At 37.0% G+C, this 18,077-nt stretch carries 15 protein-coding genes and 1 riboswitch; of the genes, 6 read left to right on the top strand and 9 right to left on the bottom strand.

What is annotated here, in order from left to right; genetic code table 11:
* The first annotated feature begins 190 nt into the window (after positions 1 to 190).
* The gene (locus WH188_RS17145) at positions 191 to 1,792 is read left to right on the top strand and encodes a Na+/H+ antiporter (RefSeq protein ID WP_168126904.1); all 1,602 of its coding nucleotides are present in this window, start codon (positions 191 to 193) and stop codon (positions 1,790 to 1,792) included.
* 37 nt (positions 1,793 to 1,829) lie between these two features.
* Entirely contained in the window at positions 1,830 to 2,360 is a 531-nt protein-coding gene (locus WH188_RS17140; protein WP_132842426.1) for a YdeI/OmpD-associated family protein, read from the top strand.
* 22 nt (positions 2,361 to 2,382) lie between these two features.
* Here WH188_RS17140 and WH188_RS17135 read toward each other — a convergent pair whose 3' ends face one another.
* The 3 genes from WH188_RS17135 to WH188_RS17125 form a co-directional block, all read right to left on the bottom strand.
* A complete protein-coding gene (locus WH188_RS17135; RefSeq protein WP_132842425.1) occupies positions 2,383 to 2,721 on the bottom strand; it encodes a cupin domain-containing protein in 339 nt (112 codons plus the stop codon).
* Between the two features lie 162 nt (positions 2,722 to 2,883).
* Positions 2,884 to 3,657: a CPBP family intramembrane glutamic endopeptidase gene (locus WH188_RS17130; RefSeq protein ID WP_168126905.1), complete on the bottom strand. Its 774-nt coding sequence runs from the start codon at positions 3,655 to 3,657 to the stop codon at positions 2,884 to 2,886.
* A 73-nt stretch (positions 3,658 to 3,730) separates the two neighbouring features.
* Entirely contained in the window at positions 3,731 to 4,591 is an 861-nt protein-coding gene (locus WH188_RS17125) for a LytTR family DNA-binding domain-containing protein (RefSeq protein WP_168126906.1), read from the bottom strand.
* A 281-nt stretch (positions 4,592 to 4,872) separates the two neighbouring features.
* Between WH188_RS17125 and WH188_RS17120 the strand changes: the two genes are divergently transcribed.
* Complete coding sequence (locus tag WH188_RS17120) at positions 4,873 to 5,817, top strand: alpha/beta fold hydrolase (protein ID WP_168126907.1); 945 nt, start codon at positions 4,873 to 4,875, stop codon at positions 5,815 to 5,817.
* Between the two features lie 185 nt (positions 5,818 to 6,002).
* Here WH188_RS17120 and WH188_RS17115 read toward each other — a convergent pair whose 3' ends face one another.
* The 5 genes from WH188_RS17115 to thiM form a co-directional block, all read right to left on the bottom strand.
* A complete protein-coding gene (locus WH188_RS17115; protein ID WP_168126908.1) occupies positions 6,003 to 7,787 on the bottom strand; it encodes a DUF4091 domain-containing protein in 1,785 nt (594 codons plus the stop codon).
* A gap of 179 nt (positions 7,788 to 7,966) precedes the next feature.
* Positions 7,967 to 8,617, bottom strand: a complete 651-nt coding sequence (locus WH188_RS17110; RefSeq protein ID WP_168126909.1) for a TenA family protein — start codon at positions 8,615 to 8,617, stop codon at positions 7,967 to 7,969.
* A complete protein-coding gene (thiD, locus tag WH188_RS17105) occupies positions 8,604 to 9,437 on the bottom strand; it encodes a bifunctional hydroxymethylpyrimidine kinase/phosphomethylpyrimidine kinase (RefSeq protein WP_168126910.1) in 834 nt (277 codons plus the stop codon). The genes WH188_RS17110 and thiD overlap by 14 nt, the downstream gene beginning before the upstream one ends.
* Positions 9,434 to 10,072, bottom strand: a complete 639-nt coding sequence (thiE, locus tag WH188_RS17100; protein ID WP_168126911.1) for a thiamine phosphate synthase — start codon at positions 10,070 to 10,072, stop codon at positions 9,434 to 9,436. Before thiE ends, thiD begins: the two co-directional genes overlap by 4 nt.
* Entirely contained in the window at positions 10,072 to 10,866 is a 795-nt protein-coding gene (gene thiM, locus WH188_RS17095) for a hydroxyethylthiazole kinase (RefSeq protein WP_197086323.1), read from the bottom strand. The genes thiE and thiM overlap by 1 nt, the downstream gene beginning before the upstream one ends.
* A 62-nt stretch (positions 10,867 to 10,928) precedes the next feature.
* Positions 10,929 to 11,022: riboswitch (TPP riboswitch) on the bottom strand.
* A 453-nt stretch (positions 11,023 to 11,475) separates the two neighbouring features.
* Between thiM and WH188_RS17090 the strand changes: the two genes are divergently transcribed.
* Genes WH188_RS17090 through WH188_RS17080 form a run of 3 tightly spaced genes read left to right on the top strand, consistent with a single transcriptional unit; the run spans position 11,476 to position 17,211 of the window.
* Positions 11,476 to 12,624, top strand: a complete 1,149-nt coding sequence (locus tag WH188_RS17090) for an efflux RND transporter periplasmic adaptor subunit (protein WP_021188106.1) — start codon at positions 11,476 to 11,478, stop codon at positions 12,622 to 12,624.
* Positions 12,625 to 12,643: 19 nt separating this feature from the next.
* Complete coding sequence (locus WH188_RS17085; protein WP_021188105.1) at positions 12,644 to 15,799, top strand: efflux RND transporter permease subunit; 3,156 nt, start codon at positions 12,644 to 12,646, stop codon at positions 15,797 to 15,799.
* Positions 15,799 to 17,211, top strand: a complete 1,413-nt coding sequence (locus WH188_RS17080) for an efflux transporter outer membrane subunit (protein ID WP_206368351.1) — start codon at positions 15,799 to 15,801, stop codon at positions 17,209 to 17,211. The genes WH188_RS17085 and WH188_RS17080 overlap by 1 nt, the downstream gene beginning before the upstream one ends.
* Before the next feature lie 72 nt (positions 17,212 to 17,283).
* Here WH188_RS17080 and WH188_RS17075 read toward each other — a convergent pair whose 3' ends face one another.
* Entirely contained in the window at positions 17,284 to 18,009 is a 726-nt protein-coding gene (locus tag WH188_RS17075; RefSeq protein WP_168126912.1) for a hypothetical protein, read from the bottom strand.
* Positions 18,010 to 18,077: the final 68 nt, after the last annotated feature.

Genomic DNA, 18,077 nt, shown 5'->3' with positions numbered 1-18,077 from the left:
TCGAATAATTCAGAATTGTAGGTGGTCAACAGGATCAAATAAATCATTAATAGCGGAATCTAGCTCCCGCTTTTATAACAAAATATAAATACAGTTTATTTTTAGGCGTCTAAATAGATACAATAAAACGAAATGTTTTACCTTTATAACCTGGATACAATTGTGCATTAAGAATTATTAAAAAGAACTTATGGTAGAGGAGAATGTCCTATTAGTTTTATCGCTATTTTTTGTCATGGCGATGCTATTTGTAGTAAGTCAAAGGATCAAAATTTCGTATCCCATTTTATTGGTCATTGGAGGTTTAGGCATCTCGCTAATTCCAGGCATGCCCGTGATCAGCATCAATCCTGATTTGGTATTTTTAGTGTTTTTACCACCTCTCCTATTTGAAGCCGCCTGGTATACCAGTTGGGACAGTTTAAAAAAATGGCGACGATCCATTATGAGCTTAGGCTTTGGACTAGTGTTTTTTACATCTATTGCTATCGCATACTTTTCAGTAAATATTATCCCTGGATTTACCTTGGCATTAGGGTTTTTATTAGGCGGTATTATTTCTCCTCCTGATGCTGTTGCAGCTACCTCAGTATTAAAAGGTGTGAAGATTCCTAAACGTGGCATAACACTCTTAGAAGGGGAAAGCTTAGTAAACGATGCAGCCTCCTTAACCGTGTTTAGGTTTGCTGTAGCAGTGATTCTAACAGGTCAATTTGTATTTCAAAAGGCAGCCTCAGAATTTGTCATATTATCCATCATGGGGGTTGTTGTAGGTTTAGCAGTAGCGCATATATTATATTTATTCTTGCGTTATGTAGCAAAATCATCAAGTATCTCAACTCCTATTACATTGATCGCTCCTTATATCATGTACCTTCTTGCAGAGCATTTTCATTGGTCAGGTGTATTAGCCGTTGTAAGTGGTGGACTGTTTCTATCATTCCGTTCAGGCGATTATTTAAATCATCATACCCGAATTCAAACCAAGGAAGTCTGGGCTACATTAGGTTTCTTGTTAAATGGATTCGTATTTATTTTAATTGGTTTAGAATTACCAGTTATCGTTGCAGGACTAGGGCAGTATTCACAGGAAGAAGCGATTAACTATGCCTTAATTATTAGTGCCATTGTTATAGTATTGCGTATTGTCTTGGTATATCTATCAGAGTACCTCCCCCGTTTTCTCTCTAAAAAGATCCGATCAAGAGAAAAGAGCCCAGGTTGGAAATTACCACTAGTTGTAGGATGGGCAGGTATGAGAGGTGTAGTATCACTAGCTTCAGCATTGGCTATACCATTAACACTAAATAATGGAGATCCATTCCCACACCGTAATTTAATTCTCTTTATCACCTTCGTTGTCATCTTAATTACATTAGTTTTTCAAGGACTGACACTCCCTATTCTCATCAAAATAATAAAGATGGATGATGTGGATGTGGAAGAACCTATAGAGAATCAGATTGACGAGATTCGGGTTCAATTGGCAAAAGATTCCATTGCCTATCTGGATAGCAACTACAGCAAGGAGATGGAAGAATACGAAACAATTGCAAGAATTAAAGAACAATTACAGAGAAGTATCCATGTATCTGAAAATGCTAAACTGGAAGATAGGCGTGCACAGTTGACTGCCGTAAGAAGTCTTTATAATAAAATCATGCTAGAAATAGTTGCCGTTAGAAGAAATGGACTTTACAAATTGCGAGAAGAAAAACACTACGACAGTAGCATTATCAAAGATCTGGAATATACACTTGATTTAGAAGAATCCAGATTAAAACGCAAATAGAAAAACATATTGTTTTCAGTATAATTCAAGATGGGTCATGAGTAGTGAAAATAAAGAATTGCTTTCATTTGAAGCTAAATTAGAAATTATCGGAATAAATCCGTTTGTGTTTTTACCCCAGACGGTTTTATCTGAAATATTAAGAAGAGCCCAAAAGGAAAAAGGAAAGATTCCAGTAAAAGGTCGGGTAAATAATACAGATTATAACCAGACATTGTTAAGATTTAAAGGAGAATGGCGGCTCTATATAAATACAACAATGTTAAAAAATTCACCCCAAAGAATCGGTGAACTTTTACAACTGACTATACAGCTCGATACTGCATCAAGAATTATAATTCCGCACCCCAAATTGGTATATGCATTAAAAAACAATCAGGTCGCTGAAAAACGATTCAATGAACTTACCCCATCCTTAAAATTAGAAATTATTAAATATATTTCATTCTTAAAAACTGAAGAAAGTATCAACAGGAATATTGCAAAAGCAATAAATTTTTTAATGGGGCAAGGTCCTTTTATTGGTCGGAAAACCTTAAATATTAAAGGAGACCGAGATGAGATTTAGCAGCATAGTTGATTATCAAATCCTATTTTAGTAGGAAATCTTCACGTGGAGGATTAAAAGAATCGATTAGTTCACCAGCAGATATGCACTCACAACCATGTACTATATTTCCAGGAATGATGCAACTATCCCCTTCTTTCATGACATGTACAACATCACCAATAGTATAATGAAATACGCCCGATTTAACGTATGAAATTTGTGTATGACGATGTTGATGCAATTCGCCCCTAGCGCCTTCATCAAATCTAACCTTAGTGAGCATCATAAATTCATTATGTACCGCAACTTGCCTCTTAACCCCTCCTCCCAAATCTTCCCAATCATTTTCATTTTCAAAGTGAAATAATTCATTTTTCATATGCCAAACTGTTTTTATTATACGTCTTACGCTAAATATAGGAATGATTCGTTCTAAAAAAAAGTTCCTTTGAATATTATTAAAAGTACTGTCAAAGCATAACCCTGATGTTGTAGGTCAAAGACCCCGACAGCACTCCCAAATAATGAAATCACAAACTCTTTATTTTATCCAGCAAGTTTTCTTGGTTATTTCCAAAGGAATCTGTTTATATTTTTTATACAGAACAGTACCTCCAATTGCTATGAAAATGGTTGAAAACCTAAAAACATTGGCATAAACTCCCCCCAAAGCATTGGTATCGACATCAAAAATAAGCCAATACAAATTCATAAAGCAGTGTAAAAAAATTGCCGTCCATAAATTAAACTTCCATTCAGCATAGATCCAGGAAAATAAAACCGAACCTAAACATGTCAACATAAAAATTTGGATCAACTCGCTGATATCATTACCCTGATATAAATGCGCCGATCCAAATAATAATGAACCTAAAAATACAGAAGGAAAAAAACCTAGTTGTGTATACCGGTATAATTGTCCAAAAAGAAAACCACGATAAATCAGTTCTTCAAAAAAAGCAGCGGAGATTGTATTGATAATTATAGTATCATAAGAAAGTGCCTTGTTCAAGTCAAATTTGAATATAAAACCAATCAACATGGGTAATGTCGCTATTACAGCAAAGGAAATACCCCTAGATAAACTGTCGGATAAACCCAATTTTTCAGGAATATGTCGATAATCTTTATGAAGAATCCCGACGGTAATAAATAAAGGTATCAATGTTATCATATATGCCGTAACATGTCCCAAGGCTTTTGAATACGTCACTGAGAATACACTTTTTAGTATTAAGGCAAAGAAATTGGCATCAATGTAAAAGTAAATTACAAACCCAATAATGAAAACTAAATAAAATCTTAATCTGTCCATAGTTGTTTTTTTATAATTACGAATATAGGCGACTTAAAACACCATGGAAAAACAAAGTGGTCGTTAGCAAATATTAGGGACGAACGGCAAACTCTTTTAAAAGAGGAATAACCGGAGTAATATAATTTCTCGAAACCGTGACCTCCCTATCTATATTTTCTAATGATATTTTATATCCGGCAGTATTCCCTTTAAATTTCGTCACCTTTCTTAAATTAAAAATAAAGGAGCGATGCACTTTTTGTATCGTGTCACACTCGACCTGATCCAATAATTTAGTCAAAGAAATCCGGACCATTTCTTTTTTTAGAATACCCTTTTCATAAAAATGCAGGATACAATAATTATCGGCAGCCTCTGCAAGAATAAAATCATCAACATCCATTTCCTGATGAAAATTAGCATAGTCGGAAACAATACATAGTTTCAAATTATCTTCCTCTTCTATACAATTATCTGTTTTTTCAATATGTTGATAGTTCTCTCGCACTTCATTAGATCGATCTTTATTATTGAGGTAAATAAATCGTGCCAAGATATAAATAGATGAAACTGGAATTCCTAATGCCGTAGTGTAAGCAAACATATACAAAAAATTTTCAACAGAGAGCTGCACTTCACTCAAATACAATGAATTATATAAGTATGCAAATATTGAAATCAGAAATAAAATTAAAAAAGCCTTAAATAATTCCAAACCTATTGTCCATTTCTTTTTCCACTGCAAGGATAAAAGATTGACAGTACAAAATGAAAATGAAGTCATTACTGCGTATGGAAATAATAACAAATATTTATAGGTATGCTCAAACTGGCTAGTTCCAAAAGGCTGATAAATAATCAATAACACATAGAATAAGATGCCTACAAGTGTTGACGTTAAAATAATTTCTTGATGTGATTCACTGTCTGGATAAGCAGCATCTAATATCATCGCTATTTTTGTTAAAAATGGTAATAACCAAATATCTAAAAGTTTAATAACACAAACAAATCCAACACTGAGAATTAATTTTTATATATGCTCCTTCATTTCATCGTGTCTAAAAGTAATAGCGATGATTTACTCCTTCCACAGGATTAATATGGACATTTACCGCTGATTCAATGGTATTTACCGAACACCGCTAGACAAAATGAAATATTTCATTCAAATTCAGCTATAATTAAACCGTTACAAAAAACATATAAGTATCTTACCCTTAATAATCACTTATGAAATTAATCGCCGCTGTTTTCCTCATTACCTTTTTTGCAATATCCTCAGTCTTAGCTCAGGTATCGGAACGAAAATTGGTGTCCATTAACAATAAAAAAATGGCTTATCGTACATTTGGACTTGAAAATAGAAAAATCGACGAACCTATTGTTGTATTTGAGAGTGGACTCGGTTCTTCTGGAGGAAGTAATGGCAGTTTATTCCCATTTATTCAAGGTAGCTTTGCAGGTATTGTTTACGATAGAAACGGAATAGGTGAATCTGAATTAGATAGTGCAGTAAAAACCGATGCCGATGTCGTAAAAAGACTTTACGACTTACTGACTACTTTAAAAATAAGCCCACCCTACCTCCTAGTTGGACATTCAATAGGCGGGCCATTTATTCGTTTGTTTGCTTCAAAACACCCTGAAGAAATAGCTGGTTTATTTTTCATAGATCCAACTGATTTTATGCTGACCAAAGAAGAGGATGATGAACTAAAGTTTAAAACAGGAAGTAAAACAGGATATCAGGAACTTTTGAATATAAACCTTCAAAATATCATTAAAGACCCGTCCACATCGACAGGTTTCCGACATGAAGCAGAGAGAGAACTGAATGAAAGTACGCCACATTTTTTCAAAAATTATACTTCTTTACCACCACTACCTGACATTCCAGTTACCGTAATGATTGCATACAGTAAGCATATCGAACAATACGAAACAAAGATGAATAAAGAGCTAAACTTGGGTATCAACTTAATCCCGTGGTGGAAAGAACTCGATCAACTTCGTATAGAACACTATGCTGAGATGATAAAAAATAACCATAACAGCAAGCTGATCTTACTTCCAAAATACAGTCATGGTATTCATCAACAGGATCCAAAGCTTGTTGCAGAAGCCTTAATATCGATATATAACAGTACCTTACGATCCTCTAAACCCAGTAACTAGATCAAACCATCATCAGCTTATAAATAACGACCTGATCTGACCAAAACAAAAGATCATACATTAGCCATAAGGATAAAATCAAAAAACCGAAAATATAAAAAAAAACCCTCCGAAACTCTTATTCCGGAGGGTTACAAATAATGATTATAGCAGTCGCAAAAACAAGTGCTAATATGAATTTACAATTAGTTCGTTATCTTAATCGATAGCTCATTCAATAGGGCCTTAGCTTCGTTTAGATTTGAATTCCAAACTTTAGTTCTTTCTGCACTATTTAACTTCTGGATCGCCGCTTCGAAACGCTTCAAATCCTCAGTCAATCCCTTCTCCTTAAGCGCTTTCTTGACGATTTGCACTTTTTCATAATCCTGAACACCTTCGAGTGTTCTTTCATAACGGATCGAGCTTCGCCCATTTGGATACACAATATAGGTATCGCCAGCGGGCCAGGTACGGAATCGGGAATCTAAAATTGGGTTTTCTACCCATGAGTTGAATGCCCAATGCAGTAATCCATCAAAATCTGCCGCTTCAGCATACCAGCCCATATAAGCGGATTCTGCAGGATCTGAAAACGTAAATTGATTTGGAAAATTATTGCCACAATACACATAAAAAGTAGTAATCAAACCTCTTTTTTTACGATCTAGCAAATCTTCATGAGAAAAGGGATGATTTGCAGCAATACTAATATCTTTACTGTCAGGATAGCGCTGATACGTTTTCTGATTATCCGCATAAGAAACGCCTAAAGTTGGCGCCACCTTCTTCAAAAGAGATAAAGCACCATCAACTTCTTCTTTTGTGCGTTCATCCATGGCGATGTTTGTAATTCCCAACCAGCCTTTTGAATCCAAATGTTTTACAAGATCTTTTAGGAAAGGGGTCCATAATTCCTCAAATGCGGGTGTACCTGGTTTTGCAACAACATTGACAACTTCATTTTTTGCTACATCGCGATAATGTATTTCATTATTCCATGGGACAATCGAATAAATATTGATCATTTTTTTAATGCCTAGGTCCATCATAAACTGAACCCAACGGTCAAATACTTTATAATCGTAAGCCCAAGTACCATCTGCATTTTTGTTCCAAACAATCATGTCAGCATACGGGTCATAAGTCTGCACATTCCATGGATCTTTGTTCATGGTTGCGGTGATCACTTTCTGTCCTGCATCAGCTAACATTTTCATAACAGGTTTCATAGCTTCAAAATGAGCATCACTCCACATTTCTAAACCATGCACACGTGCTACGGCCGACGGATGTTGCCATTGATCCAAATGGAAGACCCAGTCACTTGGCTTAGGCAATATATTTTCTAATACAGTAACTTTTAATGTTAATTGGTCAGTAACCTTGCCTTTGCTTGCGATACTTACTTTAGCCTCATATTCACCTGGGCTAGCATCACTCGGGATCTTCACCGTCAGCCAAACAGGACGTGCTTTGCTAGCTTCCAGATCGAATGCTGTTAGATCATCTAACATATCTGGTGATAATGAAGAAGCAAAATCCTCTTTCTTCCGATATCCACAGCCAGCGGCAAATTCGTCAGTCATTACATACCGAACGAAACGTGCTGAAGCAACATTTGAAGACATTTTAGCACCCTTTGCACCTTTGAAATCTGATATAGTCACCTTGACATCCGGCGCGGCATCTTTCGTCCATAATAACACTTGTGATGAAACACGTTCGCCACGCCAGCCAACTACTGCATCGCTAGACTTCTTCTCTAAATCAGGAACCAGCGATTTAGGATAACGCTTATCTATTGTTACGAATGAGCTATGTAAGCCTTTTTTAACCGTGGACCAGTCAGACAATGCATCTTTCGTTGGATCCGCCATTTCTTGAAAATTCACCATTTCAAAGGCAGGCGTCTGTGCCTTTACCGTTTGTATACTCCATAACGCTCCGACAAGAAGTGCTGACGCTAAAGTTTTATTCTTAAAGCTCATATTTATATAACTTATTTTTTCAATTCAGATTTACCATAAGGATGTGATTACTTTTTAAACAAGAATATTTAATAAGTAATCACAAAATATATTTTCACAATATGAAGCAAACTAATTAAATTTTAAGATGTATACAAATGCTAAACAAGAACAAACGTTTGCTCATTTTTATCAACACGTTAATTCCAGACCTTTTGATCGTAAGCGGCTTCCCAAAATTGGTACTCCAGTCTAGATGCTAAAACAAATGCTTCACTCATCTTATAACGAATAGCAACAGTCGTATTCGCGGCTACTTGATCACACATAGCAATAGCTTGCCGTACAGAAATAGCAAAATCTTCTCCTCCGTATGTATCAATCCATTTTTGGTAAGGATTATCAACTACTTTTTCTTGTCTGGCAATAAACTCCCCCACTTCTTTATATATCCAAAAACAGGGTAAAGTTGCAGCCATCCCAACCTCTATAGGATCTAGCGCTGCTGTACTTTTTAGGTAATGCACATAATGATGGCAAACAGGCTGAATATCACCTTTCTCGGTAACACCAAAATCCTTAAAATAAGAGTCGTGCAAGGCATTTTCCACGACAATTGCATTTTCTCCAAAACGCATATAGGATAGCGCATCTTGAACATCATGTGCTCGAGCACCAATAAGGGCTAATGCTCGACCAAAATGTTCAAGATAAAGCGAATCTTGAGCCATATAAAATTGAAATTTTTCTTTAGGCAAATTTCCTGTCGTAAGTTCCTTTATAAAAGGCATGTCTAATATAGACTGATATTTATCTGAGATACTATTCCAAACCTGTTCAGACCAATTCATATTTAATTTGTTTTTGAGGATTAAAAAAATGATTTAAAGGACCATTGCCCATTCCTAATTGTACATCTGCCCCTTGTTCTATTGCCACAAAAACATAGTTTTGCGCTAAAGAAACTGCTTCAGATATCGTATGCCCCTGTGCCAGATAAGCGGCTATTGCAGATGACAGCGTACACCCGGAACCATGGGTATTCTTTGTTTTAATTTTTTTACTTTTAAATATTTCGGGACGGCAATTTTTATCAAATAATATAGATTGCAGCGTATCCTGCTCCAGATGCCCCCCCTTTACCAAGACGCGCTCACAACCTAATGCTAGGATACTTTCCCCTGCAACATACATATCTTCTAATGTTTCTACTTTCGCATTGGCCAGTATACCGGCTTCATCCATATTCGGTGTAATTAAATCTGCTAAGGGGAAAAGTAGGTCGATCATTGCTGCAATAGTTTGTTCCTCAATAAGCCGGTGGCCACTAGTAGCAACCATTACAGGATCAAATACAAGGGGTACTTTTTTATATTTCTGAAGCGTCTGCGCAATTGTAATAACCAATTGTGGTGTATGGACCATTCCAATCTTTATGGCATCAGGAAAGACATCGTCCATAATAGATTCAATCTGATCTGCTACAGCTTCCAGTGCTATGGGATAAATCTTTCGGACTCCCATCGTATTTTGCACAGGCAATGCTGTCAATACCGAGGTAGCATAGCATCCTAATGCCGAAAAAGTTTTGATATCCGCTTGTATTCCGGCTCCGCCACTTCCGTCGAAACCTGCGATCGTCAGCGTAGTTGGGTATCGGTATTTTTTCATTTTAAAATTTCATTTTTAAGTTCAAATGCTGCTTTTTCTGGATTTTCACTCCCACATATCGCAGACACTACAGCTAAACAATCGGCACCTGCCTGTATAACACGACGAGCATTTTGTATATGGATATTGCCAATAGCAACCAACGGTTTATCTGTTCGTTGTCGAATATTCACAATACCTTCTAAGCCCCATTCTGTGATGGTATCCTTTTTGGTTTCAGTATTGAATACAGGGCTGATACCCAAGTAATCGGATAATGGAATCTGCTCATTTTTCAACTGTTCAAGATTTTCAATAGAATAACCGACCAGAGGTCTTGGGCTATACCAAGCTTTTCTAATATGACTAGGAGAAATATCATGGTTACCTACATGAATACCAGCCGCACCCAATTCTTGGGCCACTTCAAGATTATCATTGATGATTAAAGGAATCCCATATTTGTCAGTGATCTCTTTCAATTGGCGGGCTTTTGCCAAGTAAAGACGGGTCGTTAGCTCTTTTTCTCGAAGCTGTATAATATCTACACCACCAATAATAGCGCGCTCCGCAACATGAAGATAATTTATTCCACGACAATCCTGCTCTGAAATCACAAGATATAACTGATAAGGAAAAGAAGTATCGAAATCCATTATATGCTAAATTTTAATGTATTCCCAAATTCAGTTTCAGTGATGTTATATAGCTTATCAAGAAGTTTAACCTGCAGACTACCCGGTCCATCACTTTCCTTTTCAGCTAGTTCTCCAGCTACTCCCATGAGAGCCATTGCAGCAGTTACTGCCTCTGTTTTATTGGCTATTACAGCTATAAAGGCTCCAACAATCGCACTTGCAGAACATCCTAACCCGGTTACCTTTGTCATCAAAAGATGTCCATTTTTTAGATGAATCTCCTGACTCCCAGAAATCACAATATCAGTTTCGCCAGAAATACAAACAACGGAACCATATTGTCGATGAAGATCTAATGCGGCTTTAACTGCTTCACCACTTTGAGAAGTACTATCCACTCCTTTCGTCTTTATAAGATTAGATTTGTTTAGTGCAATAATTTCAGATGCATTACCTCTTATGACAGTTGGTTTTTCACGAAGCAATTCTTTTAGAATATGATCGCGATAAGATGTCGCCCCCGCTCCAACAGGATCTAAAATCCAAGGTTTCCCTAATTGAGAAGCAGTATTTGCAGCCAATAACATAGATTCTGACCACACTTCATCTAATGTTCCTATGTTAATAACAAGTGAATCGCTGATAGTGACCATCTCGACTACTTCAGATTTAGCATGAGCCATAATAGGTGAAGCTCCAACAGCCAATAAGGCATTGGCAGTATTATTCATGACGACAAAATTAGTAATGTTATGTACGAGTGGCGATTGTGCTCTTACTTGTTGGATATGCATCCAAAGTGTTTTCTCCATATTCATTTCATTTAATAAAAGATTGAATGCTTTAGGAAAAAACCACATACAAAACAGCACAGGTGTACTGTATTGCTTTTCCCTACGTCGGTATTAGCCGTGTCAGGTTCAAAGGGACTCTCTCAATTCTTTTTTAGAATACCCCTAAAGCATAACAAAGATATAAAATATAAACATTCATTCCCATTGCATGAACATTGACATTTTGAAATAATAATTATTATGTTGAGTTTATCTATAAAAAATCACATGACATAATTGTAAAAAAACACAACACATTGATTGTTTTGACATTAAAAACCATTCTGATCACAAAAAATTCCATCAACAGAAAGCAATAAATTACAAAACTGCTGTTACATGAAATAAAAATAATATAGCTGTTGCTCTCGATAATTTTAAATTTAACATCCTAATTGTTACTAGACTTAATTCTAATTTTATCGTATTAAAACAAAAACAATCGGCTATACTTACCAATTTACATCGTGATGATTCAGTAGATCACTATTTCGGTTCAGAAGCTATTTTCACCAGTTCAGTCAATTATTTCTTTCTTAAACCATCTAATCTTCTGTTATTTGTATTTGAAATTTTAATCATAAAAAAATGGTAAAGCAAGAATTCAAAGCAACAAACAATTTCAATCTATATACAGCCGTATTTGCTTTCGGTTTATTATTTATTTCATGTGGCGGACAAAAACAAGATGGATCGTATGAACAACAAGCTGTTCCTGCTGATTTCATTGAGCTAAAAGAGTCTCCGACTACGATTGTAGAAACTTATCCTGGTACCATAGAGGGAACAGTCAATGTCGATATTAGAGCACAAGTTTCCGGTTACCTAGAAGTGACATATGTGAAGGAAGGACAATATGTACAAAAGGGGCAATCACTTTTTAAAATTAAAAGTGATGTCTTCAATGAGCAGGTGAATAACAGTAAAGCTTCGTTACAATCGGCACTAGCTGCACAGGCAAATGCACAGATTGAATTAGAAAAAATAAGACCTCTAGTTCAGGGAAAGGTTGTTTCAGACCTACAGCTAAAAACTGCACAAGCGCAATATGATGCAGCAAGTGCTCAAGTGGCACAAGCCAAATCAGCAGTGAGCTCTTCACAGTTAAACGCTGCCTTCGCAATTATCAAAGCACCAGTAAGTGGATATATAGGCCGTATTCCGAGTAGGGTCGGAAATTTGGTCACACCTTCTGATGTCAATCCATTGACAAGTTTATCTGAAATCGATCAGGTATTTGTTTACTTCAACCTCAATGAAGCAAAATTTATTGCTTTTATGAATGATAGAAAAACAGATGCCGGAATGAACACGGTAGAGATTATCATGGCCGACGGTAACAAATATAATCAAAAAGGTCAGGTTGAAATTGCAAGTGGTAACATTGATCGTAACACAGGAACGATATCACTAAAAGCGGTATTTTCAAATCCAGATAAAATTTTACGCTCAGGAGGTGCAGCGCGAGTGGTTTTAACTAAAAGTCTGAACAGTGCAATCAAGCTACCTATGGCAGCAGTGAAAGATATTCAAGACAAATTTTTTGTTTATGTCCTCGCTGACAGCAATAAAGTGGCAATGAAACCTATTGAAATAAATGGTAGAACAGGTGCAGATTATATCATCAAATCCGGCGTAAAAGCGGGCGATAAAATAGCCGTAAATAGTATTGACCAATTAACAGAAGGAATTGTAGTTCAACCTAAAGTAATCAGTCAAGACTCATTAAAAAATTAATTTTTAGACGAGTATCAACATGTTAAAAAAGATTATAGATAGACCAGTAATGGCCACCGTTATTTCGGTTGTGCTATTAATATTGGGTGTTATAGGATTATTAAGACTTCCTGTAACAAGATTTCCAGATATATCTCCACCCACCGTAATGGTTTCGGGGAGTTATCCTGGTGGGAACAGTGAGGCCGTGATCCGCTCAGTGGTAACACCACTGGAAGAGCAGATCAATGGTGTGGAAAACATGCAGTATATCAAGTCTACTGCAAGTAATGATGGTTCTTTTTCCATTTCCATTATCTTCAAACAAGGTGTCAATCCTGATCAGGCCGCTGTAAACGTGCAAAACAGAGTACAGCAAGCAACGCCGATACTTCCAGAGGAAGTAATCCGGATGGGGCTTACGACCTCAAAACAACAGAACAGTATGATCATGATCTTCAACGTGTATACGGATGATAATGAAAAATATGATGAGTTGTTTCTTCAAAACTATGTCAACATCAATGTCATACCACAGATTAAACGTGTACCCGGTGTAGGTCAGGCACAGGTTTTTGGTTTAAAGGACTATTCAATGCGTGTTTGGCTCAATCCGCAGAAAATGGCTTCTTATGGTTTAGAACCTGCAGATGTAAGTAGAGCCATCGGCACTCAAAGTTTAGAGGTGGCACCCGGTAAATTGGGTGAAGAATCGAATGCTGCACTGGAGTACGTAATGCGTTATAAAGGTAAAAAAAGCCAACCTCATGAATATGAAAATATCGTTGTTAAACGTGATGGTGAGCTTTTGGTACGCTTAAAAGATGTAGCTCGTATAGAATTTGGTTCTCTTAGTTATAGTGGAAATACAACTATGAGCGGTAAAAACTCAGTTACTGTTGCAATTCTGCAAACTACAGGATCTAATGCAAATGACATCGAAATCGGTGTACGCGATGTATTAAAGAGTGCTTCCAAAAACTTTCCTCCTGGCGTAGACTATACCAGTTTGATGAGTACAAAAGAGCGTTTGGACGAAGCAACAGGCCAGGTGAAATCTACTTTGATTGAAGCATTTATTCTGGTATTTATCGTCGTATTCTTGTTTTTACAGGACTTTAGATCGACTATTATACCTGCAATTGCTGTACCGGTAGCGATCATAGGAACATTTTTCTTTCTGCTTGCTTTTGGTTTCACAATAAACGTACTGACACTCTTTGCACTTGTACTTGCAATCGGTATCGTCGTCGATGATGCCATCGTGGTCGTCGAAGCCGTCCATAGTAAAATGGAAGGCACAAACATGACCGGAAAAGAGGCAACTCATAGTGCTATGGGTGAGATCACGGGTGCAGTTGTATCGATTACTTTAGTTATGTCTGCGGTATTTATACCGATCGGATTTATGACAGGTTCTGCAGGTATTTTTTATAAGCAGTTTGCCTATACATTGGCGATTGCAATTATTATATCGGCGGTTAATGCGTTAACCCTTACTCCTGCCCTTTGTGCCTTATTATTGAAAAATAATCATGCCGAGGGTCATCATGGAGAAGTCGAAAAGAAAGGATTTGGAAAACGATTCTTTACTGCATTTAATGCTGGATTTGAGAATTTAACAGGTAAATATATCAAAGGATTACGGTTCTTAATTGTTAAAAAGTGGATCGGTGCAGGTTTAGTTATTGTGATTACTGCACTAGCAGGCTGGATGATGATCAGTACACCAAAAAGCTTTGTTCCGATGGAAGATGATTCATTTATTATCTTCAGTTTAAGTATGCCTCCGGGTACCGCCTTAGATCGGACAACTGCCGCTGCTGCACGTATAGATGATATGTTGGAAAAAGAAGAATCAGTACAGAATAGTACCATTATTACAGGCTTCAACATTCTATCAAATAGTGCCAGTCCAGCATATGCTATGGGTTTTATCAAGTTGAAAGATAAGAAAGATCGTGGTGCGGAGAAAGATATTGATGTGATTTTAGGAAATCTAACAGCAAAGTTTGCAACTGTTAAAGAAGCAACTATAATGGCCTTTAGAAGCCCTCCAATAGACGGATATGGGGTTACAAGCGGTGCCGAAATCGTATTACAGGATAAAAGTGGAAAATCGCCAGAAAAACTGAAAAAGATGTCCGATGAGGTTATCGGACAAATTATGCAACAACCAGGGGTACAATTTGCTTATACAACATTCCGTACCGATTTCCCCCAACTTGAACTTGAAGTTGATGAGGATAAAGCGCAACAAATGGGTGTCGAAATCAGTAACATGATGAACGTAATCCAGACCTATTTCGCAGGTGATCAATCCATGAACTTTACACGATTTGGTAAATTCTACCGTGTCAACGTAAAAGCTGATGGAATATTCAGAACAGACGAAAATTCGTTTAATGAAATATTTGTCCGTAATGACCAAAATCAAATGGTTCCTGTGAAATCACTGGTTACACTACATAAGGCGTATGGTCCAGAATCCTTAAGTAGATACAACTTATTCAATGCGCTGACCATTAGTGTAGTGCCTCTACCCGGCGCCAGTAACGGAGAAATCATGGATAATCTGGAAAAAAATGTATTAAGCAAGTTGCCGTCAGACTACGGTTACGAATGGACTGGCTTAAGTTTAGAGGAAAAGTCAGCAGGAAATCAAACGTTAGTTATCTTATCGTTGTGTCTCCTATTCGTTTACTTTTTATTAGCGGCACAGTATGAGAGTTACCTTTTACCACTTGCAGTATTGCTATCTATTCCAACAGGTATTATTGGTGCATTTGCATCGATTAAAGCCATCGGATTGGATAATAATATTTATGTACAGGTAGGATTGATTATGCTTGTGGGATTATTAGCTAAAAATGCAATCTTAATTATTGAATTTGCCGTACAACGGCGAGCTGCAGGTTATTCTATTGTAGAGTCTGCCATTGAGGGTGCAAAATCAAGATTACGTCCTATTATCATGACATCTCTAGCTTTTATTGCTGGTATGATTCCATTAATGTTTGCTACGGGCGGATCTGCAATGGGTAATAGATCGATCAGTACGGGCGCCGCAATAGGGATGCTTTCAGGCGTAATATTAGGTGTGTTTGTCATACCGATCCTTTATATACTCTTTCAATATCTTCAGGAAAAGGTATCGGGTAAAAATAAAAATCAAAAAATTCAAAGTGTTGAATAATGGCATTATCTATAAATAATATAATTTACGGTATTGGAGTGGCAACTTTGTTGTCCTCATGTTCTGTAAACAAAAAATATAGTCGTCCAGAGTTGGAGACTCCACAAAGTTATAGGAATACGGTTGAGGTGACAGGTGATACCATTAGTTTGCCCTATAAAACTTTCTTTAAAGATACTTATTTGACGGCTTTGATCGATAAGGCACTTGATAAGAACAAGGATATATCGATCGCTATGATGAGTCTCCGTCAGCTGGATCTTTCCTATAAACAGGCAAAACTGGGACTTCTTCCAACAGCTGATCTTTCGATATCTGCTGCACGAAACTACCTATCAAAAAGCTCTTTGAACGGTTCTTTGAGTGAGCAGTTTACAGGAAATCAACACATGGACGATTATTCTGCTTCTCTTAATATTTCTTGGGAAGCGGATATATGGGGGAAAGTTGCGTTGCAAAAAGAATCTGCAAGAGCAAGCTTCTTCATGCAACGTGAAAATTTATCAGCATTGCGAACACGTATTGTAAGTCAAGTCGCACAGGCTTATTACAATTTGATTACTTTGGATGAGCAACTTAAAGTTGCTTCGCGAAACATTGCTTTGAGCGATACGACTTTGCACATCATAAAACTTCAGTTCGAGTCTGCGCAAACCAATTCACTGGCGGTGGATCAAGCTGAAGCCCAGAAGAAAACTGCTGAATTATTGGTACCCCTTGCTAAGCAAAACATCGCACTACAAGAGAATGTACTGAGTATTCTTTGTGGGTCTTTTCCAGATAGCATATCACGAGCAAATACAATGGATACGACACCCTTTGTGAAAAGCTTTCCAATAGGTGTTCCTGCCGATATGCTCAGTAGACGTCCTGATGTTAGAGCTGCAGAATATGCTGTGGTAGTTGCTAACGCAGGTACTGGTCTTGCAAAGGCTCAGATGTATCCTTCTTTGAGATTAACTCCTTCTATTGGAACAAATTCATTCCAATTTGAAAATTGGTTTGATTTACCTGGTTCATTAGTAAAGAATATTGCTGGTAACATTACCCAACCTATTTTTCAAAATAAGAAGTTAAAAACAGCTTATGAAATAGCAAAAATCGAACAGGAAAAATCTGCCGAACAATTTCGTCTGGCAGTCATGACTGCTGTGAGTGAGGTATCTGATGCTTTAGCAAAAAGAGAGTACGCAAGCCAACGTATTACACTGATAGAACAGAAAAAAACGGCATTGCAAAAGGCTGTTAGTGATGCAATGTTGCTGTATAGAAGTGGAATGGCAACATATCTTGAAGTTATCACTGCACAGAATAACTCCCTTCAAAATGATCTAGAGGCCATTTCGATTCAAAAAGAACAATTTGATGCTTCAACAGATCTTTATCGTGCATTGGGTGGAGGAACAGAATAAATAATCATAGCATATCAAAAAAAAAGGATCGACATACAATCGATCCTTTTTTTTTTGATAGCATAATATCCCCTATCTTACCCTTGTATCAATCCAAAACAGATCATGCATAGGCAAGACATCTTGTGGCGCAATAAGATTGTAGATTAATTCGTCAGTATCACCAGAAATATGCCAGGTATAATCATCTCCCCGAACAGCCAATACTTTTAAAATAGCATCTTCATCACAGACCCAAATATCAGATTCTACGACTGCGACATTGTGCATCATAAACCACTTATGTGCTTGAGTAGCATCAAGACAGATTAAAGATCGAGTCAAAGACTCCAAATCATTCATTCCTACAGCAACATGTTCAGGATAATGTAATTGCAGATAGTCCAGATACATACTATGATCCCCAGTATGCAGCGCATAATTACGGATAATCAATCTTTGCGGGTCGAATGAAAAATCATAAACTTCCGGATTGGCTACAAATTGATAATATTGATTATAGATGTGAAGCCGTTGGTTCAGTCTTAAATAATGATCATCCTCAATAAATACCTCCCCATCAAGCTGCTCATCTTCCGCATTTAACAAAGCATCTTCAATAACAAGGACAGCCGGTTCCTGAAAACTCAATACATTTGTTTTACTATCTAGCTGTAGCAGATAATCCCATACATTGGGCACACTGATCGGATACCAGGTAGGGTTCTCATCATCAATCCTATTCTTAGAGGTTAATATATTATATCCTTTTGACTGCAGGTCTAACAGGATGGATCTGGTCAGAGTAGCAAACTGCATAACGTGATCTTTAGGTTGTTCAACTTAATTTATTAAAAAAAACAAAACACGAACCATTGCAGATCAGA

The organism is Sphingobacterium sp. MYb388, from assembly GCF_037479535.1.
Taxonomy (GTDB): Bacteria; Bacteroidota; Bacteroidia; order Sphingobacteriales; family Sphingobacteriaceae; genus Sphingobacterium; species Sphingobacterium anhuiense.
Note: the sequence above shows the minus strand (reverse complement) of the source record. Positions and strands in the feature narration are given on the sequence as shown.